We start from the raw sequence: 20,585 nt of genomic DNA, 5'->3' as shown, positions 1-20,585 counted from the left end.
ACGCTACCCACAGGCCGGCCCCGGTGTCCGTGAGGGACCGCCCTCCGCCGGGGATTCCCCTCCGGTGCCGGGCAGGCGGGTAGTCTGCGCGGGTGTCTACCCTTGCCGACATCGTCGGAGAGCTCGAATCGATCTACGATCCCGCGTGGGCGGAGGCGTGGGACGCGGTCGGACTCGTCTGCGGAGATCCCGCCGTGGAGGTGGGTAAGGTCCTGTTCGCGGTCGATCCGACTGCGGTCGTCGCCGCCGAGGCGGTCGAATGGGGCGCCGGTCTGATCGTCACGCACCATCCTCTCTACCTGCGGGGCACCACGAGCGTCGCCGCCACCACCTTCAAGGGCCGTCTGATCCACACGCTGATCAGGAACGACGTCGCCCTGTTCACCGCCCACACCAACGCCGACGTCGCCGACCCCGGCGTCTCCGACGCCCTCGCCCGCGCCGTGGGGCTGACCGGCCCGCTCACGCCCCTGCTGCCCGCCGCCGATGACCAACGGCGCGGCCTCGGCCGGATCGGCTCGCTGCCCGCGCCGCTCTCCCTGCGCGAGTTCGCCCGGCAGGCCGCGCGCGGCCTCCCCGGTACGGCGGGCGGCCTGCGAGTCGCCGGAGACCTCGGCCGTGAGATCCGGCGAGTCGCGGTGAGCGGGGGATCGGGCGACTCCCTGCTGGGAACGGCGCGGGCCGCGGGAGTGGACGTGTTCCTCACCGCCGACCTGCGTCACCACCCGGCGAGCGAGTTCGTCGAGGAACCAGGCGGTCCCGCGCTGATCGACGCCGCTCACTGGGCCACCGAATGGCCCTGGCTGGCCGATGCGGCACACCGTCTGACGTCCGCTCTGGCCCTGCGGGGGATTACTGTTGAGACGCGCGTATCCGAGACGGTCACGGACGCCTGGAAGACAACAGCAGAGTGCGAGGAATTGAAGTGAAAGCAGCCCCGGCCGCCCAGAAGCGTCTGCTCGACCTGGCCGAACTTGATTCAGTCATCGACCGCCTGGCCCATCGCCGCCGCACGCTGCCGGAACTGGCCGAGATCGACGGCCTCTCCACCCGTGTGGCCCGGCTCGCCACCCAGGTGATCACCGCTGAGACCGAGGCGACCGACCTGGCCCGTGAGCAGGTCAAGGCCGAGGCCGACGTCGACTCGGTCCGCATCCGGGCCGAGCGTGACCAAAAGCGCCTCGACTCCGGCCAGGTCTCCTCCCCCAAGGACCTGGCCAGCCTCCAGTCGGAGATCGTCTCCCTGAACCGTCGCCAGAGCGACCTGGAGGAGGTCGTGCTGGAGATCATGGAGCGCCGTGAGGCGGCCGACGCGCAGGTCACCAAGGTCGCCGCCGAGCGGAACGAGCTCTCCGCGATCTGCGCGAGGGCCGAGGACCGCAGGGACGCGGCCTTCGCCGAGATCGACAAGGAGAGCGCCGAGGTCAAGAGCCGGCGCGCGGAGGCCGGCGCCGACATCCCGGCCGACCTGCTCGCCCTCTACGAGAAGCTTCGCGAGCAGTTCGGGGTGGGCGCCGCCATGCTCCAGGGCACCCGCTGCCTGGGCTGCCGCACCAGCCTGTCCATCGCCGAGATCAACCGCATCAAGGCGGCCTCCCACGACGAGGTCATCCGCTGCGACGAGTGCCGCCGGATCCTCGTCCGGACCCCGGAGTCGGGCCTGTGAGTTCCTTCGTCGTCGAGGCCGACGGCGGATCGCGGGGCAACCCCGGCCCCGCGGGATACGGTGCCGTCGTCAAAGACGCCGCCGACGGTCAGGCGCTGGTCGAGGTCGCCGAGGCGATCGGCGTCCAGACCAACAACGTCGCCGAGTACCGAGGGCTGATCGCGGGTCTGCGATCGCTGCTCGACCTCGCGGGCGACGGCGCGGCCGTCGAGGTCCGGATGGACTCCAAACTGGTCATCGAGCAGATGGCCGGCCGATGGAAGATCAAGAACGAGGGGCTGCGGCCGCTCGCGCTGGAGGCCGCCGCCCTGGCCCGCCGTCTCAGGGTCACCTGGCGGTGGATCCCCAGGGAGCGGAACAAGGACGCCGACCGCCTGGCCAACGAGGCCATGGACGCCGCCGCCAAGGGCCACCCCTGGCGGCACGGCACCTCGCCGGGCACCGAGTCCCGGTCCCTTGACCTCTCCGGGGCGCGGACGCCAGCTCCGGCCTCCGGCGCGGCTCCCGCGCAGGACTCCCTCTTCGACACCGCCGGCGCCCCGTCCGCCGGAGTCCTCTCCGCCGACGTTCCGCCCGCGGAGAGGACGGCACCCACGGCCACCGGTACCGGCTGGCACGCCCCCACGACCGTGGCGACCTCGCTGCTCCTGCTCCGGCACGGAGAGACCCCGCTCTCGATCGAGCGCAGGTTCTCCGGGCTCGGCGACCCCGAGCTCACCCCCAACGGCATCGCGCAGGCGGAGGCCGCCGCGGCCAGGCTGTCGCGCGAGCCGTACGACGTCCAGGTGGTCGTCAGCTCGCCGCTCAAGCGCGCCCGCGTCACCGCCGAGATCGTGGCCGCCAGGCTCGGGCTGGAGGTGGTCGTCGAGGAGGGGCTCAGGGAGACCGACTTCGGCGACTGGGAGGGCCACACGTTCACCGAGATCCAGCGCCGCTGGCCGGACGAGCTCGCCGCGTGGCTGGCGGACCCGTCCGCCGCGCCGCCGGGTGGGGAGAGTTTCGGGGAGGCGGCGCGGCGGGTCCAGGCGACCGGGGACCGGCTGGTGGAGCGTTACGAGGGCAGGACGGTCCTCGCCGTCTCCCACGTCACGCCGATCAAGATGCTGCTCCGGTTCGCGCTGCTGGCTCCCCCCGCCGCGCTGTACCGCATGCACCTTGATCTGGCCGCTCTGTCCCTGGTCGAGTACTACGCCGATGGGCCGGCGGTCGTGAAGGCGTTCAACGACACCTCGCACCTGCGCTGAACCCGCACTCCCGCCCCGGCGACCGGACAGGATCCCGGAGACCGCCCGGAGCCCGGCATCCCGCCCGGCCCCATCCGGCCCGTCCGGTCACCCGGACGCGTGGCCCCGTCCGGACCGGCCCGCTGGTCGGTCGTGCTCTCATCGGTGGCTCCTCCGGTGCTCGTGCCCCCGGGGGCGCCTGATCCCCATTCCAGCCGAGACGACTTGCCGCTCGGTTGGAGACCACTTGGGAGCCGTTAGGCTGGGAAGTACGGCGGACGAGCCGGCCGGGCGGCCGCGTCGGGTCTCTTCGGAGACCCGCCGAGGAAGGTCCGGGCTCCACAGGGCAGGGTGGTCGGTAACGCCGACCCGGGGTGACCCGCGGGACAGTGCCACAGAGAACAGACCGCCTCTCGTGAGAGAGGTAAGGGTGAAACGGTGGTGTAAGAGACCACCAGCGCCCACGGCGACGTGGGCGGCTAGGTAAACCCCACCCGGAGCAAGGTCAAGAAGGGACGCCCCCTGGGGCGTCCCGCGCGCGACGTCTGAGGGCTGCCCGCCCGAGCCGCGCGGGTAGACCGCTTGAGGCCGTCGGCAACGTCGGCCCTAGATGGATGGTCGCCCCTTCACTTCGGTGAAGGACAGAACCCGGCCTACAGGCCGACTCGTCCGCCTTCCCCGCCCCTGACCTGCGGCGGAGCTCTCCTTCAGGGGGCTTGAAACCCCGAGAGGGCACATCGGGGGCACATTCAGATTGGGTCAGAGCGCGGCGGCGAAGGCATTGCCCAGCGCCGCCCGCGCCCGCTCGGACGCCTCCGGGACCAGATGCCCGTACAGATCCACGGTCGTGGTGATGGACTCGTGCCCCAGCCACCGGGACACCTCGGAGATCGGCACCCCCTCGGCGAGCGCCGTACTGGCGAAGGTGTGCCGCAGATCGTGGAACGTCATGTCCACCGGCACCCCGGCCGCGAGGATCGCGGGCTTGAGGATGTCGGCGTTGAAGTAGTCGCGCCGGATCAGGTTGCCGCGCGTCGTCCGGAACAGCGCGTCCTCGGGCTTGTGCCGGTCGATGTGCTCGGCCAGCGCGTCGGCGAGGACGGCCGGGATGGGGACGTCACGGATGGACGCCCGCGTCTTGGGCGGGGCCAGCGTCGGACGCCGGTCGATCACCACGACCTGCTGGTCCACCGTCAGCATGCCCTCGGCGAAGTCGACCCGGTCGACGGCCAGCCCGAGGGCCTCTCCCTGCCGGAGACCGGCCGTGGCGCCCAGGAGTACTAGCGGCGCGTACTCGGGCCGCATGGCCCGGTAGAGCGCGATCACCTCGGCGGGGGAGAGGAGCCGGATCGTGGTCTTGTCCGGCTCGGGCAGGCGGATGTCGACGCAGGGGGAACGGCGGATCATGCCGTCCCGTACGGCCCCGCGCATGACGCTGGAGAAGATCACGTAGACGGTCTCGACCGTACGCGGGGACAGGCCCTTCCCGTGCAGTTCCTTGACCCACCTCTGCACGGAGGTGGGCCGTATGGAGACCAGGGGCACCAAGCCGAAGACCGGGTTGATGTGATTCTTCAGGTGCCCCTCGTAGGTCGTCGTGGTCCCGGGCTTATGCAGCCGCGACGCCATCCAGGTCTGCGCGTACACCTGGAACCTGGTCTGCCCGAGCTTGGGGTCGATCCACTCGCCACGCGGTTCGTCGGCCCGGCGCGTCACGTCGAAGCGGTCGGCGTCGGCCTTCCGCTCGAAGTTGCGCTTGAGCTGCCGCCCTTTTTCGTTCCGGTACCGGACCTGCCAGCGCGCCCCTTGACCGTGCTTGGCGGTCGGCACGCGCTTGTGCTCGGAACACTTCGCCTCTCCGGGATCGGGGTGGGACTTGTGCCACCGGTCGTAGACGGTCATGCCTGCTCCCGCACCCAGGCACGCACATCCTCGGGGAGGTAACGCAGATGCTTGCCGACCCGATGGGCGGGCGGTCCGATCCTCCTGCACCGCCACTGGTAGAGGGTCCCGGCCGGTACTCCGAGATAGGCGGCGACCTCGTCCACCGTCCAGAGGCGTTCGAGCGTCTTCATCGGCGCCCTCCGGGGTCATCCAGAGGAACACCTGTTAATGCGGCGAGAAGGAGCGCGTCACCGGCGGACAGGCCCTTGCCCGCGTACTCCCAGTGAGCGATCACGAGGACGGTGTCGTCGTCGAGCAGGGGCAGGCGGCCGGTGGTGGTCTGGTCGGTGCGGGCGTGGTCGCGGCGTTCGTCGCGGATGGCGCCCATGGTGGTGGAGTAGTGCCGGGACCGGGTGGAGAAGTGGCCGCGGAATCCGAGCATGTGGGCCCACTGGGTCAGGCGCAGGTCGGCCAGTTCGTCGAGGTCACCCAGGCGCATGCATTCGGCGATGAGGCGGCGCGGGTGGTCGCGCAGGCCGAAGGCGGTCAGGTCGTCGAGGGGGTTGATGCGCCGATCCAGGGTGCCGACGCATTCGGCGGCCTTGGTGGCGTATTTGGCGATGTAGCCGGCCACCGCCTGGTCCGACAGCTCACCGTCCATGCTGATCTCGCGGACGTCGAGCTGCCGCCCCCACCGCAGAATCCGGGCGGGTTCGTCGGTGGTGACGGGGGTGGTCGCGGTGACGGCGTGGGCGGCGTGCCGTACGGCGTCGGCCAGCATCTCAGCAGTGGCCCAGGCCGGAGGTGGAGAGTCCGGCCCGTCGGGGCCGTCGAGGCGGATGACGGCGTGGAAGTGCACCACCCCGCGCCGCTGGTACTCGGCGACCTTGGCAAACGAGATCGTGCACTGTTCGCGCAGTTCCCGCAGCGTCAGCCCGGCGGCTTTGGCGATGCGGCGGCGCAGGGCGTCGGTGAAGTACTTCCACAACTGCGGGGCCAGCGCGTTGAACAGCACGCTGCCGGTGTAGTCGTAGCAGTCCGGGCACAGTGGTTCGCCCAGACAGGACTCCTCGGCGCCGTGGCGGACGGTACAGGATATGACCCGCCCGTGCGGGCAGGTTTCGGCGTCGCGGCGGGCGTGGCAGGGCAGGGCCTTGCCGTTCTTCTCCCGGCGGGTGTGCACGGCGCCGAAGGAAGGGGCGGTGAGGGTGACGAACAGGCACGGGTGCGCGGTCACCGAGGCCGGGACGCCTTTGCCGCCGATGAGTCCTGCGCGGATGAGGTGGTAGGTGTCGGCCCGGTAGACCTCGGCGCAGGCCGGGCAGCGGGAGGCCCGCCGGGTCTTGCACGGCAGCCGAAGGACGCCGTCGGGTTCGCCTGCGGTGGTGTAGGAGTGCAGGAGCCGGCCGGTGGCGCGGTCGACGTGCAGGACACGGCCCCGCAGGTGAATGGGCTGGCGGCAGCCACCGGTGGCGCGGAGCCGGGCGGCCCAGCGGGGGTAATTGCGGTCGTTGAGGCGGGTGATCATGCCTGCGACAGCGTGCGGATCAGGGCGGTTTGCGGGCAAGATGGTCTTCTCCTTTCACTCGTTGGGGTGAGGGGGATGGCCCCCGACCTGGCGGGCGTCTTGGCGGATGTACGGCCAGGCCGGGGGCGCCGACGGCCTTCAGCAGAAGCCGAGGCCGTCGCAGTGGGTGCAGGTGGTGCCATGGCTGTCGCTTCCGGTGCCGCCGCAGGTGCAGCACCGCCACCACCGGGGCGGGACCTCAGCCGAGGTCACCGGCTCCTCGGGCGACTCAGAACTCATGACGCGGCTCGGGGATCTCGGGGCCGGCGGTGTTGAGGATGGCGGTCCACTCGACGTGGACGGGGCCGAAGCAGCGCGAGACCGTGTAGTGGCCCAGCGGCAGCAGCCGCGGGTCCACGACGGTGCCGCACAGCGCGGCGATCCGGTCGATCTCGGCGCGCAGCTCCTCGTCGGTGGCCTGCTCGGGGTAGTAGGTGATGATCGCCGGGTCGGTCGGGACGGGCACGGCGGGGTTGGCCTGGAGGAAGGCGGCCAGGTCCCGCAGGCCGTCGATGAAGGCGGTGCGGCGCTGGGTGTCGGTGGACATGGATGGGTTCTCCTTTTTCACGGGGCGTCCGGCGCGGTGCGCAGGGTGCGCAGCAGGTCGGAGGCCAGTTGGTGGGACACACCCAGACGGGCGCGCAGCGTGTCGCGGCTGATGGGCCTGCTGTGCGCGGTCTGGTATTCCTCGGCCACGCGCCGGGCGTAGTCGAGGAGCTCTGAGGACGGCCCGTCCTGCTCACCCGGTTCAGCGGGAGCAGGTTCGGGGACGACGTCCGGGACGGAGGACCGAACCGGGGACGGCTCGGGCTCCGGTTCGGGACGAGGGGCCGAGGTGCGGCGTTCCAGCATGGAGACCGCGATCAGGAACGCCCCTGCCGGAGTGGCGGCGGTGATCCATCCCCAGGGGGACGGTTCGGCCTGGTTGAGGTTGGCGGCCAGCGACAGGACGACCCCGAAGACGAGGACGAGGGTGGGCCAGGAGATCGGGCCGTCCGTCCTGCGGCCGGTGTGCTTGTCACGTTGGCGTTCGCGGGCGGCCATGACGCAGGTCAGGTCGACGCACACCGCCACCGCCCAGGCCATCCACCCCGTCTGACCGTGTTCGGCGGCGGTGTCGCGGATGTGGGTGAACGATCCGGCACCCGCGATCGCGGCCAGGGCCAGGATCGGCCCGGCGTCCAGCAGCCGGCGGATGAGGCGTCGCATCGTGTCCCCCTTTCCTGTAGGTGGGTTAGGCAGTGAGGAGTTCGTCCAGGTCGGCGGGGTCGAACGCGGTCGCCGGAGCGTGGCCGGTGATCTCCGCCCAGGCCGGGGTGAGATCGGCGTACATCCGGGCGGCGTGTTCGGTGGCGGCTTCGGAGACGTGGAAGGAGCGGGCGCGGTACCACTGGCCGTCCTGAGAGGCCACGATCGCCACCCCCGGCGTCTCGGACGGGATCGCCCGCGCCGACGTCAGCGCGGCCGGGTCGAGGTCGCCGAGCGTCATGGTCGCGGTCTCCGGGTCGTTGACCCGGTGGCAGATCCGCCCCGAGCACTGGGCGCGCAGCGCCGTCACTCCTGGGCCGAGGTCGGAGCCGATGCGCTGGCCGCAGCAGAACAGGTAGATCCCGAACGCCCGCCCAAGCTGAGCCACCCGCAGCAGGGCGGTGGAGGTGCGGGCGATCTCGTCTTTCTCGGACTTGTCGGCCATCAGGTACAGCTCGGCCAGCTCATCCACCAGGACCACGACCGGCACCGGCCGTACCGCCGGGGGCAGTTGCCAGAGGTTGCGGGCGCCCGCCGTACGGCACAGCCCCATCCGTTCCAGCATGAGCGCCACCAGGTCATCGAGCAGGCCACTCGCCTCGGTGCGGGTGGTGGCCAGCGCCGACAGCCGGGGCGTGTAGGGGGTGAACTCCACCCCGCCTTTGAGGTCGATGCCGACCAGCGCCACCGGTTGCGGGGCCAGACCGACGAGCAGGGCGTTGGCCAGGTTCGACTTGCCGGACTGGGTGGCTCCGGCGTTGAGCCAGTGCGGCACGGTCCGGAAGTCGATCACCCACGGTGTGCCGGTCTCCAACCTGCCCACGGTGACCGTGAGCAGCTCGGCCGAGGCGGGAAGGTGGTCGACGCGCACCAGCGGGTCACGGATGGTCGCGGCCAGCACGACCCGTCCGGGGCGCGGGGAGGACACCCGTACAGCGTGCACGCCCCAGGAGTGCGCGAGCCGTTCGGCGACCTCGGTGTAGTCGGCCGGGATCTGGCCTTCCAGCAGGTGGACGGTGACGCGCCAGCCGTGCCGGGTCGGCAGCGGGAACCGCATCCAGGGGGTGGTGTCGACGGCGATGCGGCGGAAGCGGCGCCGTACCTTCACGGTGCCGGTGGAGACCAGGGCGCCGGGGGTGAGGGTGAAGGCCCAGCGGGCGCGCTTCTTGGTCAGCCCGCACCCCAGGGCGACCTTGCGCCAGGAGCACCGCACGCCGAGCGCGGTGAGCGGGTAGCCGGCCACCGGCCAGAACGACCGGGGATGAAACCGCCGCCAGGCCGCCAGGACGGCCAGCGCGCAGGCCGCGACGAGCAGCAGCCGCAGCAGGTCAGGCATCGTCGCCCCCGCCGCTTGGTCTGCCGGAGACGGGGACGATGGAGGCGGCCTTGTAGCTGATGCCCCACCGGGGGCCGTTGCTGCTCGGGATCTCCCAGGCGTAGCCGACCATGCCGGTCGGGACGACGTCCTGACCGGGAGCGATGGGCGGTTCTCCGGAGGTTCCCACCTTGACCAGTTCGATCCGGCCCAGCTCGTCCTCGGCGAGCAGGACGGACTCGTAGACCTTGTTGCCCTCCTTGTCGGTCTTGATCTTTCCGGTCTCCTGGTCGACGACGCGGGGGCGGGCGGCTTTGACGCAGGTGAAGCGGAGCCGGTGGACGTCGACGGGGATCGGGATGTTGCGCATGGATGGACCTCCTTGTTCGTCTCGGTCAACATAGTCAACCTAGTTAGCTTGGATGTCAACGTTCTCATGGTTGGCCTGGTCGCGTGTCTGTGCTGAACTAGAGACACCCACGACCGAAGAAGAGGGCGGATGGTCAAGAACACCGGGCGGCCCGGCTACCTGCAGATCGCCGACGACCTGCGCGACCGGATCCGGCGCGGCACCCTCGCGCCCGGCGAGGCGCTGCCCTCCACCACCCAGCTCGCGACCGCCTACGACGCCTCGCTGAGCGTGGTGAAACTCGCCGTCGGCGTGCTACGCAACGAAGGGCTGGTCATCGGCCAGCAGGGCAAGGGCGTGTTCGTCCGCGAGGACGCCGCCCCCGTCCCGCCGGCCTCTGATGAGCTGGCCGAGATCCGCGCCACCCTGCGCGACCTGTCGGCCCGCCTGGAACGGGTGGAGTCGAAGCTCTCCGACGAGTAGCGCGCTCATCCGCGCACGTGACAGCCGGTGACCCGACGGGCCAGGCCCGCCGCCCGGCTCGGCGGCGTCGCACCCAGATGCATCCGCCGGTCCTCCTGGCGCATCCCGACCAGGACGAGCACGTAGCCGACGAACACCACCGCACCCAGCACCAGGCCGACGATCAGCGGGATCACGGTCGCGTTCACGTCCAGATCACCCCCGCCTCAGCGCTGCCGTAGGGGCGGTTGGCCGGACGCCGCACCTGACCGCGCCGCCGGTTCGTCCTACGCCGAGCCACCTGACGGCGGGTCCACCGGTCCCGCGCCCGGCACTTGCGGCAGGCGAACCGCCCCTCCTCCAGCGTCGCGCCGCACGCGCAGGCGGGCGTCTCGTCGATCGGCCGGATGTCGTTGATCACTGCTGTCTCTCCTCTCGTCGCTGCCGGTGATGCCTTGCGATACCGAGAGTGCGACGAAGAGTCAGGACGTGATCACTACAGGATGGGACATGTAGCAGACGTCCGGTCTACGATTGCCACGTCCCTGGACGTCCCGGCTTTCAGGCAGGTGAGATGGCGAACGAGCGGTTACGGGTAGCCCTCCTCGAACACGGCACCACCGTCGACGCGCTGGCCGAAACCGTCCAGGTCGACGCCAAAACCGTGGAGCGGTGGATCACCCAGGGCCGCATACCGTACCGAAAGCACCGATTCGCGGTCGCCAGACTCCTCGGCGTGGAGGAGTCCTACCTGTGGCCGGACGCGCTGACCCCCGCCCAGGCCGCAGCCGTCTCCGAAAGCGAGATCGTCACCGTCTACCCGCACCGCTGGGCCGTCCCCAAGGACGCCTGGGGACGTCTGTTCTCAGCGGCCCGGGAAGAGATCGACGTGCTGGTCTACAGCGGCATCTTCATCGCCCAGGACACCGGCATCGTGCGCACCTTCGCCGAGAAAGCCGACGCGGGCGTACGGGTGCGCATCCTGCTCGGCGATCCCGACTGTGCGGAGGTCGCCCAGCGCGGCGCGGACGAGGGCGTCAACGACGGCCTGGCGGCCCAGATCAGGACGGCGCTCTTCCTCTACCGGTCACTGCGCCGACGCGAGGGCGTGGAGATCCGGCTTCATGACACCATCCTGTACAACTCCATCTACCGCGCCGACGACCAGCTTCTCGTCAACACCCACGTGTACGGCAAGGCCGCCTACGACGCGCCGGTCATGCACCTGCGCAAGGTCACCGGCGGCGACATGGTCTCGACCTACACCAGCAGTTTCGAGGCCGTCTGGGAGCGGGCTGTCCCGGTAGAGTCCTGACCCATGACGGCCCGCCGGATCGACTTCTACGATGACCCCGCCGCCCCCACCCCCAACAGCCTTGTTCCCTCGGTCAACGTCATCGTCGTCAACGACATCGGCGACATCCTGATGATCCGCCGTACCGACAACGACAACTGGGCCGTGCCCGGCGGCGCTATCGACCTCGGCGAGTCCCTGCCGCAGGCCGCCGTCCGGGAGACGCTGGAGGAGACCGGCGTCACGTGCGAGATCACTGGCCTGGCCGGCACCTACACCGACCCCAAACACGTGATCCTCTACACCTCCGACGGCGAGGCCCGCCAGGAGTTCTCCATCGTCCTCACCGCCCGCCCCATCAGCGGGAAGCCGACCCCTAGCGACGAGGCCCGCGAAGTCCGCTGGGTCCCCCGCGACCAGATCGACTCCCTGACCATGGACCGGTCGATGCGGCTACGGCTCGGCCACTTCCTCGGCGGCGCTGCCGGGCCGTACATCGGGTGAACGTTCCCGCGCCAGCGAGCAGTACTACGGTGTGAGGTACTCGCACGTTCCCCTCTCCTGGAAGATGGTCTTATGACCGAGCGCACCCTTACCGATGAGCTGTATGAGGCCGAGCGCCGTCTGCAGGCGGCGATGCTCGCCTCAGACGTCGAGGAACTCGACCGGCTCCTCGATGAGCGGCTCGTCTTCACCGGCCCGCCGGACGGCGCCTGCCACCCGCAGGCCAAGCAACTCGACCTGGACAACCACCGCTCCCGCCGACAGGTGATGACCAAGCTCGTCCAGGACGAGCTCACCGTGGTCGTGGCGGGCACCACCGGCGTCACCTGCTTCCTGGGCCTGCTGGAGGGCACGTTCGCGGGAGAGCCGTTCGCCTCGCAGCTGCGCTACACCCGCACCTGGGTCCACACCGGCGAGCACGGCTGGCGCATCCTGGCCGCCCACGCCAGCCTGGCATAACCTTCACTGCCCCGCGTCCAGCGCGGCCTGCACGGCGTGCACGGCCGCGGTGATGCACGGAGTCGCCTTGGTGATCGACCGGCTGACCAGATGCTCCGGGCCGTACCGGGAGTGGATCTCCAGCAGCCGGGCCTGCGCCTCGACCGGCAGGCCGTCCGGGCTGGTGGTCATGTCGCAGTAGGTCAGCGCCTCGACCAGTTCGGGGCGTTCCTTGTCGAACTCGGCGTTCAGCACGTCCAGCAGGCCGCGCTCGGCCGCCTCGTACTCGGCGCACGTGTGGTGAGCTACCAGCCGGGCGATCGTGTCATCGGCCCGGTGCACGTCGCGCAGGTAGCGGGCGCCGTCCAGCGCGTGGGAGCCCGTGTCGACCAGCGCCGGGGAGTATCCGATGTCGTGCAGCCAGGCCGCCGCGGTCAGCAGGTCGGCCTCCGCGCCGAGGATCGGCGTCAGCGACACCGCCCGCGCTGCCACTCCCTGGGTGTGCGCCCACCGGCGCGGCAGTGGTTCTTCCAGCAGTTGCCGGGCCAGGTCATGAGCCCATTCGGCTTGTCCCATGCGCTTCACCATAGAAACCGTCTTTCGAACCCTTCCAGAGATGAAGGCCAGACGTCCTAGGACGTCTCAAAGCCCCACAGGGCGGACGAAACGTCCCTTGCCATGCTTTGTCACGATCAGCCCCTCACCCTCCAGCTCGGCGAGGGCCTGCCGGACGGTGTTGCGGGATGCCCGGTATTGCCGCCGCAGCGCGCTCTCGCTCGGCAACACCGCCCCCGCCGACAGGGCACCGGTGCTGATCTGCTCACGCAGGTCGGCGGCGATCGCCTGGTAGCGGTACAGCGCGGCCCGGCGTTCAGAACCCTTCACCCGGCGTCCCGCGCCGGGCATCGTGTCGATCAGCCCTTCGGCCTCCAGAACGGCCAGCGCGCGCCGGACCGTGCTGCGGGCCACGTGGAAACGCTGGGCCAGCGCCGCCTCCGAGGGCAGGGCACCGGCCGGGGGATAGTGACCGGAGGCGATCTGCGCGCGGAGCCGTTCGGCGATCCGGTCGTAGATGCGCCTGCCGGTCAGCCACCCGTCGGTGTCGTCGGTCATCCGTCGTCAGCGGCCGTGCGCACCGTGGATGTTGCCCAGGTTGATGCTGAGCGTGCCCTGCTCGCCCTCGCGCCAGCCGCGCCGCACGGCGGCGGCGATGTCCTCGGCGGCCATCGGCAGGTGGATAGTGGAGGTGCGCTCGTCGGGCAGGTCGCCCCAGTAGAACCAGTAAAAGACGACCTGGACGTAGACGCGGCGGGTGCGCGCGTTGTGGTCGGTGATCTCCAGGCAGGGCTGGTCGTTGTGGTCGGCCGTCAGGAAGGTCGGCACGTGCAGCGCGGTGAGGTGACCGCGCAGTTTGGTCAGCAGGTCCCGCTGGTGGGCGATGATCTTCTCTCTGGACATGGGGGTGCTCCCGTCGGCTCACAGGAGCCCGGCGGGGGTGCCGGGCTCGGTGCCAGCGAGTTTTCTGTCCAGGACCGGACACGGGCACCACGACTTGAGGGACGTCTAGGGACGTCTTATGTTAGCGTCGCCGGTACCGACCTGCTCCGGGAGGGAACCAGCCCCGTGAACGAGAACCTCCGCCACGCCCTCATCCGCGCCCGCCTGCAACCCCTCGACGTGGCCACCCACCTGACCGTCGACCCCAAAACCGTCACCCGCTGGCTGGCCGGCCGCACCCCCCACCCCCGCCACCGCCTCGCCGTCGCCGACCTCCTCCACGCCGACGAGAACGACCTATGGCCCGAAAACGCCCGCCGCCGCCAGGGGGCATCGACCGAGATCAAGGCCGTCTACCCACACCGCTGGGCCGTACCCGCCGACATCTGGCGCACCTTCTTCGACTCCGCCCAGGCTGAGATCGGCATCCTCGTCTACAGCGGCCTGTTCCTCGCCGAAGACGCCGGCCTCCTCCGCATCCTCACCCAGAAAGCAGCCGCCGGAGCGCGGGTGCGCATCCTGCTCGGCGACCCTGCCAGCCCCCACGTCGCCACCCGCGGAACAGACGAAGGCGTCGGAGCCGACGTCATGATCTCCCGGACCAGGAACGCCCTCACCCTCTACCACCCCCTCGGCAACGTGGACGGGATCGAGATCCGGCTCCACGACACGATCCTGTACAACTCCATCTACCGCGCCGACAACGACCTCTTGGTCAACCTCCACGCCTACGGCACCCGAGCCCCCGAAGCCCCCGTCATCTACCTCACCCGCAACGACCCCAACAGCACCGCCACCACCTACCTCGACAGCTTCGAACGCGTCTGGACCAGCGCAACACCCGCAGCTCAGAGCGCCTGACAACACGCAGACCAAGATCGAAAGAAACTTATCTACCCGTCATCAAGCCGCCGCCCGCTGGGCGGCGGGTGGCCGGGCGGCTCGGGCGGGCGTGCGGCCTCTTCGGGCCGGTCCCGCCCGACCGCCCCGCCGCTCAAGCGGATACAGGCCAATGACGCATAGAAGCTGATCTGCAGCACAGCAAACCGCAGGTCAGGCACGCGTTCAGCGAAGGGGCTTTTGGCGTTGAGGTGGTCGGGGCGGAGAGTTGCGCGGCATCACTCGTAATCGAAGCCTAAGGAATGGAACAGACTCGTGAGATCGAATTGGGTCGCTAGGTTGAGCCTGCTCCTGCGAGAATCCGATCATGACTTTACCGGAACCACAGTTCGGCGAACGGATGATCGCATGGCCGAACATCTGGTCAGGACTTTACCCAGAGGACCCTTGCGATCCCCATGACGACCATGGTGCTTTCACCATGCAGAGGCTTAGAGGTCTCGTGCTGGCTCAGGCAGCCGAAGTAGAGGATGTCCTCAAAGCCATCTTGAGTCATCTCGATCAGACGAGCGGTCGCAGGCGGAGGACCGCAGGGCAAATTCTGCGATCAATTGAGGCAGGCCTCGATCCAGACGACAGGGACTTTTGGATCGACGAGTTAGACCTCTTTGACCGAGCGATCAAATGTCGGAACCACATTGCACACAATCGCGTCGACATCGGATCGGTGTGGACAGACTATGCAACCGGTGGGGGCGAGTGGACGCCAGTCGTGAGCACCATTGGGGGAGAATTATATGATGAGGTAGATCTCTTGCGTGATCTCAACCTTCAACAGTTGGCTACGCGAGATGCCGTCAGACTGTTCCATTATCTATCGAGTAGAGGCGCTGCCGACACTGAAGCTGACGACGAAGGAGAATAAGCTTGGTCAATTATGCGCACTCGGATAATTCTGCAGATTATGTTCCGGGTTTTATCCTTCATCTGAGGATCAAGGTCGAACGGCATGAAATAAATTGGCTGGGGCCGTGACGATCGCTCACTTCGGTGCTCACTGTTGATAGCTAGGGCGATCGCTGCCGCGGACCGACTTCGTCGGTCCTTGCCATCAGCTTCGAGGGTTGAGATCCGTTATACCGCCTCGCGGTTCTACACCTGCTCGGCGGCCGGGCATGCGGCCTGGGGGCAGTTCCGGCTGTGAGCAGATTTGGCTGTGTACCTTTATGAGACGCCGAAAGGTTCTACGGTGTGCTCATGGAACTGCTTTCGCGATACGGGATGCCCGGCAACGTCGTCCTGCAGGAAGGCTGGAGCAGCGGGTGCAAAGATACCACTGAGACGAGCCATCCTACGTCCTTAACACCAGAGGCGTTGCCGAGTGTCACGCCTTGAGGGCGGTGAGGTACAAGCGGGTTCCCGCTGCGCAGGGTGCGAACTTAGAAGGTTTCCAAGGGGAGCGGCTGGCCAGTCTGTTCGCACAGCGCGTTCAGTTCCGTCGGTGCGAAAACCAAACTGAGCATGATGTAGGTGCCTTCGACGATGTATCGTCGTCTGGGCTCTCTCCGGTCTCTCATACACGAAATGGCCAACATTTATGGACGCGAACTCCAGGCGGAAAATTGTCCGCAATTACATCGCCACGCTAGATGGCGCCAACTTTCAAGCTATGTGTGACCGGCTCGCCGCATTACTCTATCCAGGTGATTATCAGCCAGTACGAGTAGCTGGCGCCCATGGGGACACTAAAAATGACGGGTACTGCCCCAAAGCGCGCACGTTCTTCGCTGCTCATGCCACGCGAGGAGAATCGGCTAAAAAAACGAAGGCGAAGATTCAAAGCGACCTCGAGGGTTGCCTCGCCCAGCACCGGGACGTAAGGACTTGGCGCTACCTGACTAACGATACGCTCACTGGCGAAGTAGACCAGTTCATTGATAATCAACTGCGGCCTGTACACCCTGGCGTCGCCATTGAAATATGGGGGCATGAGCGCCTCACAGACGAAATCTGCAGTCTTCCCCTCAGCGCAATCGAGCAAGTAACTGACATAAATCTAGCGACCGTCATAACAGCCAGCGCCGGCCATAGCCGATTACCGGCGGAAGCCTGGGCGATGAGTCAGGGCTGGCCGCCACTCAACTACGGCAACTCCATCGACTGCCGATCAATTGAGAACCGGAATCCGTTGGAGCTAGGAGTACACGCTGCAGTCCTACCTGCCTCTCATACATATGCTGATAACAAGAGCGATGAAATAGGCCTTACCCCTTATTTCGAGCGTGACCACGACCGCAAGCTGAGAAGAGAACTCGGGCGTGCCATAGATCTCCACCGATCAATTATGGTCGTTTTTGTGGGCGGGTCGACTGTAGGTAAAACGCGTGCGCTATTCGAAACATTACGCACAGTTCCAATTGTGCGCTCATGGCCGATGATTTGTCCCGCGGATACGGATGAATTGAGTTATCTTCTTAAGAATTTACACTTAATTTCAAGCCAAACAAGTGAACCTCCTCACGGCGTGGTGTGGTGGTTAGATGAAACTCAACGATTCTTGTATGGGCACAACAGCTCGCAAGTGGCAAATGTCCTTACGCGCCTTCTGGCGACAGAGTCGAATTTTCAACACGTCATAGCTGGGACACTGTGGCGAGAACCGTACTTCTCCGAACTCACCGCACAAGGTGTTTCTCCGGACACGCACTCTGCCGCCCGCACTCTACTGACGGGACCGCACACCCGTGTAATAAGTGTTCCTGGCCACTTTACTGCCGAACAATGCGAGAGCCTCGCTGAACACTATTCAGACGACCAAAGGCTACTGGCAGCTTTTTCAAGCGCCGGAGATACGGGCAACGTCATTCAAAATCTGGCTGGCGGCCCTGAACTACTCTCGGCATACCTTGAGCAAAGCATATTCACAGCGAGTGAGATAGCCATAACAACTGCGGCACTAGATGCTAGCCGCCTTGGACATCGCCAGCCTTTGCCGATCCGGCTCCTTCAACAGGCAGCAGAAGGATATCTTAAGCCCCAGCATCGACCTCTAGAAGAGGACTGGTCAAGGACAGACGTCATGGCCCTCATTAAGGGGGCAAGACTCGATGGCAGCCGCACCGATATTCGAAAAACGCTTACAGCGATCACTCCATATAAACTGCAGGTCGGTGGCAAGGAACTAGCCTGTAGGCCAGCCGACTATCTCGATCATCAGATGCGGCGAATCCGCGAGGAGAAGACTGGTCCTCCTTCGCTATGGGATGCCTTACTCACTCACACATACGATGGCGATGATTTGAGCAGCCTAGGTGAGGCAGCACATCGTTTTGGATTATATCGATACGCAATTGCACTGTGGCGTCGCGCCGTACAGGCCAGCACTCCACGTGCAGCACTGCATATTCTACGCGTTCTCAAGATCGTGAATCCTGATGCGATCCATGATGCGGCTATGTGGGTTTCAGAAAATGCTTCTCTGATAGATGCTTGCGATAGTTCTCAGCTTCTCAATGAGCTACACGCACTGCAGGATAGCGATGCCCTACAAATTATGCTAGGCCGCCGTCCATCCCTTCAGGTGGAGCTCCATCACGGATATGACATTGCCGTATTGCTAGAAGCCTTCATGACCGTCGGAGCCAAACTGGAAGTTGAAACACTACTCACACGCAGTCCTAATGAATTCATCGATGTAGCAGATGGTGCTGGCGTTGCAAGCCTTCTACGCACATACAGAAAATTAAGCGTCCAGGAGGCGCTTGAGGACTTATCTATTCGCGCAGCGAAAGCCGTCTCATTCAGCGAACCCACGAGCATCGCTGATCTGATCGAAGCTTTTCAGGAGGTAGGGGCGCAAAGCGCATTAGCGCACCTACTCAATCGCAACCCGGCTGAACATGTGATACTGACAGAAGCCTTTGGGATTAGCTACTTATTACAGTCATTTATGAGTATCGGTGCGCAGCGCGAGGCTGATTTTCTGATCGGCCGTCGACCCGGCAGACATGTCTCTTTAGAGGATGCGAACGCGCTCAGCATACTCCTGGCAGCTTGTCCAGCTATCGGAGCCGACTCTATCTCAAACGATATATTGGCACGCGACCCAAGCAAGCATGTGGAGCTTGATGCTTACGGTGTCGCGCAACTACTACACGCGCTACGAGCACTTGGTGCGAAGAATGAGATCAGAAACCTTATCGCACGCGATCCAGAGCGACACGCTTCATCCCATGATAGCTACGGATTCACACACCTCCTCGAGGCTCTCCACTTGGTGGGGGCAAACGAGGCCGTCGCCGAAATGCTATCCCAAAGGCCTGGGCGGCGTATGCCCCTAGATGACTGCTATAAGATCGCCAGCCTGATAGGCGCTGCATTTAAGGTCGAATCGGTGGACCTACTAACCGATATTCTGCGGCGCAACCCAATCGACCACGTGTCTTGCGAAGACATAAGAGCTGTAGTAGTGCTGTTGCGCGTATTGAATGAACACGATCTCAAAGACTTTGCCTCCTCCCTTGCTCGTAAGGCCGTAGATGTCGTTCCACTTACTGACGGCGAGATCGTCATACCACTTTTCCATGCCATCCATGACACGGGCGATAGCGACGCACTGCAGCGGTTGTGCGTGCGCAATCTTACCGAGCACCTAGTGGCAAATAATGGCCGCGAAATCGCGCGCTTTTTGCGCACACTTAAGCAGATAAATGCAAAATCCATTGTTAATGACGTGTTACAGCGTGATCCGGCACGGCATGTCATCTCCAATGACCCGCATGGCGCGTGCGACCTCCTTAAAGCCTTCCACGAGATAGGAGCGCATGCAGAGTTCGCCTCACTTGCAGGCCAACTTCTGAACCATGATCTCCTCAGGGATAGTAGGTTCGCGCACGATGTGCTCTCCACCTTGAGTGAGTGCGGCCAGCAGCATACCGCTTTCGAGGTGTCCAGCCGAATCGCTCAACAGGTTAGTGTCAGCGATATAGGCGCTGTTAGATGCATGCTGTCGGTCTTCAGGGATATTGACGCTGACCAGGCGCTTGAAACCCTAATAGGTCGTATACCGATTCAGCAGCTGGAAGCCGAAAGCAGTGCCATTACAGGGCTTATAGAAGACCTAAAAGCGTCTGGATTCTCAAAAGAAGCCTCTGTGCTCGCTGTTCGGGCGGCACAAAGCGGCAATATTGAGGACGCCTATGCGATATCTCACCTTTTGATTACATTTCGCAGACTTGGGGCACAAAAGGCCATAGATGTCCTACTTGCACGTAGGCCAGCGGCACACTTTGACATTAGCGACAGCTACGCGGCTGCTCACCTGATTCGCACGTTGGGTTCGGTAGGGAATGGGAGCCACGTCGCGGAGATCCTAAACCGAGGTGCTGTAAGGCATATTAACGTTACGGATCCTGGAGTGGTTGCAGAAATGCTGGATGCGCTATACACAGTCAACGCGTATGGTGCTGTTGAGGAACTTCTTCGCCGAGACCCGGCCCGGCATGCCGGCCTCAAAAGCGGTTGGCTCGTTGCCCGTCTTGTCGAAGTGTTACAGGAAGTAGGAGCGGGCGAATCAGCAGAGGCCCTGTTGGACCGTCATCCTGAACGTCATACGATTTTCGAGAACGAGTTGTCGGTCAGTGACCTTCTGCGTGTTCTATGGCAATCCGATAGGATCCAGGCGACATCCACTCTGATCATTCGGGCGATGCAACATGCTGGCCACGATGAAGCTACAGCTGTTACTTTCATACTTGAAGCACTGGCAGAGGCGGATTCCGACGATGATGTTCCAACATACATTTTTGACCACATCGCCGAACGAGTGATCAGCGATGAGGCGCATAAGGCCAGCATCGCTGCCGCGAGCAATGCGCGCGTCGAGCACGGAGACGATGACGAGGAAGCTCATCACCCTACTCAAGGTGATGTACCTCCGCGTCTTGGGCGTAACCCGGATGGCACGGCGTCGGCGTACTGGGATTGGAGTAGCACCCAGTAGTCGCGTGTACGGGGCAGGCGGCGACCAGTCGGGGCTCGGTCGGCCGGGAGACAACTGCGGCGACCCAATGGCCGGATCGATATGCCGATGGTCTGGCAACACCGGCTCGATAGCCTCTAACAGCCCCCCTGACCAGAGGCGGTCCGTGTCGTCATGACGCGCTCCAGGCGATGGAGATCCTGCACAGTGAGTGCTGATCAAGAGGCTGCGCCGCGCTTTGCAGGGAAGGCTGGTACAGCAACACCGTCTTACGTGATCACACTCCATCGAACCGCATCTACCGCCTGACCAGGGCGT

The 20,585-nt window shown here is 65.7% G+C and carries 22 protein-coding genes and 1 other RNA gene; 10 read left to right on the top strand and 13 right to left on the bottom strand.

Annotated elements, in window-relative coordinates; genetic code table 11:
• Window positions 1–92 precede the first annotated feature (92 nt).
• The 4 genes from ACWEF2_RS23165 to rnpB all read left to right on the top strand — a co-directional run bounded on the left by ACWEF2_RS23165 (window position 93) and on the right by rnpB (window position 3,561).
• Window positions 93–929 (top strand): Nif3-like dinuclear metal center hexameric protein, encoded by an 837-nt coding sequence (locus ACWEF2_RS23165; RefSeq protein WP_453818333.1) that lies wholly within the window; start codon window positions 93–95, stop codon window positions 927–929.
• Window positions 926–1,666 (top strand): zinc ribbon domain-containing protein, encoded by a 741-nt coding sequence (locus ACWEF2_RS23160; protein WP_453818331.1) that lies wholly within the window; start codon window positions 926–928, stop codon window positions 1,664–1,666. The genes ACWEF2_RS23165 and ACWEF2_RS23160 overlap by 4 nt, the downstream gene beginning before the upstream one ends.
• Entirely contained in the window at window positions 1,663–2,910 is a 1,248-nt protein-coding gene (locus ACWEF2_RS23155) for a bifunctional RNase H/acid phosphatase (RefSeq protein WP_453818329.1), read from the top strand. Before ACWEF2_RS23160 ends, ACWEF2_RS23155 begins: the two co-directional genes overlap by 4 nt.
• A 258-nt stretch (window positions 2,911–3,168) precedes the next feature.
• An RNA gene (gene rnpB / locus ACWEF2_RS23150) (RNase P RNA component class A) lies at window positions 3,169–3,561 on the top strand.
• An 87-nt stretch (window positions 3,562–3,648) separates the two neighbouring features.
• On the opposite strand, the gene ACWEF2_RS23145 is transcribed toward rnpB, so the two are convergent.
• From ACWEF2_RS23145 to ACWEF2_RS23110, 8 genes are all read right to left on the bottom strand, one after another.
• Window positions 3,649–4,791 (bottom strand): tyrosine-type recombinase/integrase, encoded by a 1,143-nt coding sequence (locus ACWEF2_RS23145; protein WP_453818327.1) that lies wholly within the window; start codon window positions 4,789–4,791, stop codon window positions 3,649–3,651.
• Window positions 4,788–4,964 carry a helix-turn-helix transcriptional regulator gene (locus ACWEF2_RS23140; RefSeq protein WP_362775360.1) on the bottom strand — a complete coding sequence of 59 codons (177 nt, stop codon included), beginning with the start codon at window positions 4,962–4,964 and terminating at the stop codon, window positions 4,788–4,790. Before ACWEF2_RS23140 ends, ACWEF2_RS23145 begins: the two co-directional genes overlap by 4 nt.
• On the bottom strand, window positions 4,961–6,301 hold the full coding sequence (locus ACWEF2_RS23135) for a replication initiator (protein WP_453818324.1): 1,341 nt from the start codon (window positions 6,299–6,301) through the stop codon (window positions 4,961–4,963). Before ACWEF2_RS23135 ends, ACWEF2_RS23140 begins: the two co-directional genes overlap by 4 nt.
• Before the next feature lie 138 nt (window positions 6,302–6,439).
• Window positions 6,440–6,580 carry a hypothetical protein gene (locus ACWEF2_RS23130; protein WP_453818322.1) on the bottom strand — a complete coding sequence of 47 codons (141 nt, stop codon included), beginning with the start codon at window positions 6,578–6,580 and terminating at the stop codon, window positions 6,440–6,442.
• Window positions 6,570–6,887 carry a hypothetical protein gene (locus tag ACWEF2_RS23125; protein WP_453818320.1) on the bottom strand — a complete coding sequence of 106 codons (318 nt, stop codon included), beginning with the start codon at window positions 6,885–6,887 and terminating at the stop codon, window positions 6,570–6,572. The genes ACWEF2_RS23130 and ACWEF2_RS23125 overlap by 11 nt, the downstream gene beginning before the upstream one ends.
• Window positions 6,888–6,904: 17 nt before the next feature.
• Window positions 6,905–7,549: a DUF2637 domain-containing protein gene (locus ACWEF2_RS23120; protein WP_453818318.1), complete on the bottom strand. Its 645-nt coding sequence runs from the start codon at window positions 7,547–7,549 to the stop codon at window positions 6,905–6,907.
• A 25-nt stretch (window positions 7,550–7,574) separates the two neighbouring features.
• A complete protein-coding gene (locus ACWEF2_RS23115; RefSeq protein WP_453818316.1) occupies window positions 7,575–8,924 on the bottom strand; it encodes an FtsK/SpoIIIE domain-containing protein in 1,350 nt (449 codons plus the stop codon).
• Entirely contained in the window at window positions 8,917–9,273 is a 357-nt protein-coding gene (locus ACWEF2_RS23110; RefSeq protein ID WP_453818314.1) for an SCO3933 family regulatory protein, read from the bottom strand. Before ACWEF2_RS23110 ends, ACWEF2_RS23115 begins: the two co-directional genes overlap by 8 nt.
• Window positions 9,274–9,402: 129 nt before the next feature.
• On the opposite strand from ACWEF2_RS23110, the gene ACWEF2_RS23105 reads away from it, so the two are divergent.
• Window positions 9,403–9,735, top strand: a complete 333-nt coding sequence (locus tag ACWEF2_RS23105; protein WP_453818312.1) for a GntR family transcriptional regulator — start codon at window positions 9,403–9,405, stop codon at window positions 9,733–9,735.
• A gap of 5 nt (window positions 9,736–9,740) precedes the next feature.
• Here ACWEF2_RS23105 and ACWEF2_RS23100 read toward each other — a convergent pair whose 3' ends face one another.
• Window positions 9,741–9,923 carry a hypothetical protein gene (locus ACWEF2_RS23100; protein WP_453818310.1) on the bottom strand — a complete coding sequence of 61 codons (183 nt, stop codon included), beginning with the start codon at window positions 9,921–9,923 and terminating at the stop codon, window positions 9,741–9,743.
• Complete coding sequence (locus ACWEF2_RS23095; protein ID WP_453818309.1) at window positions 9,920–10,135, bottom strand: hypothetical protein; 216 nt, start codon at window positions 10,133–10,135, stop codon at window positions 9,920–9,922. The genes ACWEF2_RS23100 and ACWEF2_RS23095 overlap by 4 nt, the downstream gene beginning before the upstream one ends.
• Before the next feature lie 153 nt (window positions 10,136–10,288).
• On the opposite strand from ACWEF2_RS23095, the gene ACWEF2_RS23090 reads away from it, so the two are divergent.
• The 3 genes from ACWEF2_RS23090 to ACWEF2_RS23080 all read left to right on the top strand — a co-directional run bounded on the left by ACWEF2_RS23090 (window position 10,289) and on the right by ACWEF2_RS23080 (window position 11,971).
• Window positions 10,289–11,029 (top strand): DUF5919 domain-containing protein, encoded by a 741-nt coding sequence (locus tag ACWEF2_RS23090; RefSeq protein WP_453818307.1) that lies wholly within the window; start codon window positions 10,289–10,291, stop codon window positions 11,027–11,029.
• A 3-nt stretch (window positions 11,030–11,032) separates the two neighbouring features.
• Window positions 11,033–11,512, top strand: coding sequence for an NUDIX hydrolase (locus tag ACWEF2_RS23085; protein WP_453818305.1), 480 nt, complete (start codon window positions 11,033–11,035; stop codon window positions 11,510–11,512).
• Window positions 11,513–11,584: 72 nt separating this feature from the next.
• A complete protein-coding gene (locus ACWEF2_RS23080; RefSeq protein ID WP_453818303.1) occupies window positions 11,585–11,971 on the top strand; it encodes a nuclear transport factor 2 family protein in 387 nt (128 codons plus the stop codon).
• Between the two features lie 3 nt (window positions 11,972–11,974).
• Here ACWEF2_RS23080 and ACWEF2_RS23075 read toward each other — a convergent pair whose 3' ends face one another.
• From ACWEF2_RS23075 to ACWEF2_RS23065, 3 genes are all read right to left on the bottom strand, one after another.
• Window positions 11,975–12,526, bottom strand: a complete 552-nt coding sequence (locus ACWEF2_RS23075) for an HD domain-containing protein (protein WP_453818301.1) — start codon at window positions 12,524–12,526, stop codon at window positions 11,975–11,977.
• Between the two features lie 66 nt (window positions 12,527–12,592).
• Window positions 12,593–13,063, bottom strand: coding sequence for a GntR family transcriptional regulator (locus ACWEF2_RS23070; RefSeq protein ID WP_453818299.1), 471 nt, complete (start codon window positions 13,061–13,063; stop codon window positions 12,593–12,595).
• A 6-nt stretch (window positions 13,064–13,069) separates the two neighbouring features.
• Window positions 13,070–13,408 (bottom strand): hypothetical protein, encoded by a 339-nt coding sequence (locus ACWEF2_RS23065; protein WP_453818297.1) that lies wholly within the window; start codon window positions 13,406–13,408, stop codon window positions 13,070–13,072.
• 165 nt (window positions 13,409–13,573) lie between these two features.
• Here ACWEF2_RS23065 and ACWEF2_RS23060 point away from each other — a divergent pair, with 165 nt between their 5' ends.
• Both ACWEF2_RS23060 and ACWEF2_RS23055 read left to right on the top strand, forming a co-directional pair.
• Window positions 13,574–14,308 carry an XRE family transcriptional regulator gene (locus tag ACWEF2_RS23060; protein WP_453818295.1) on the top strand — a complete coding sequence of 245 codons (735 nt, stop codon included), beginning with the start codon at window positions 13,574–13,576 and terminating at the stop codon, window positions 14,306–14,308.
• A 1,576-nt stretch (window positions 14,309–15,884) separates the two neighbouring features.
• Complete coding sequence (locus tag ACWEF2_RS23055) at window positions 15,885–20,288, top strand: hypothetical protein (protein ID WP_453818293.1); 4,404 nt, start codon at window positions 15,885–15,887, stop codon at window positions 20,286–20,288.
• The last annotated feature ends 297 nt before the right edge of the window (window positions 20,289–20,585 follow it).

The organism is Streptosporangium sp. NPDC004631 (genome assembly GCF_053601935.1).
The sequence above is the reverse complement of the archived record's forward strand: the minus strand, read 5'-3'. Positions and strand labels throughout refer to the sequence as shown.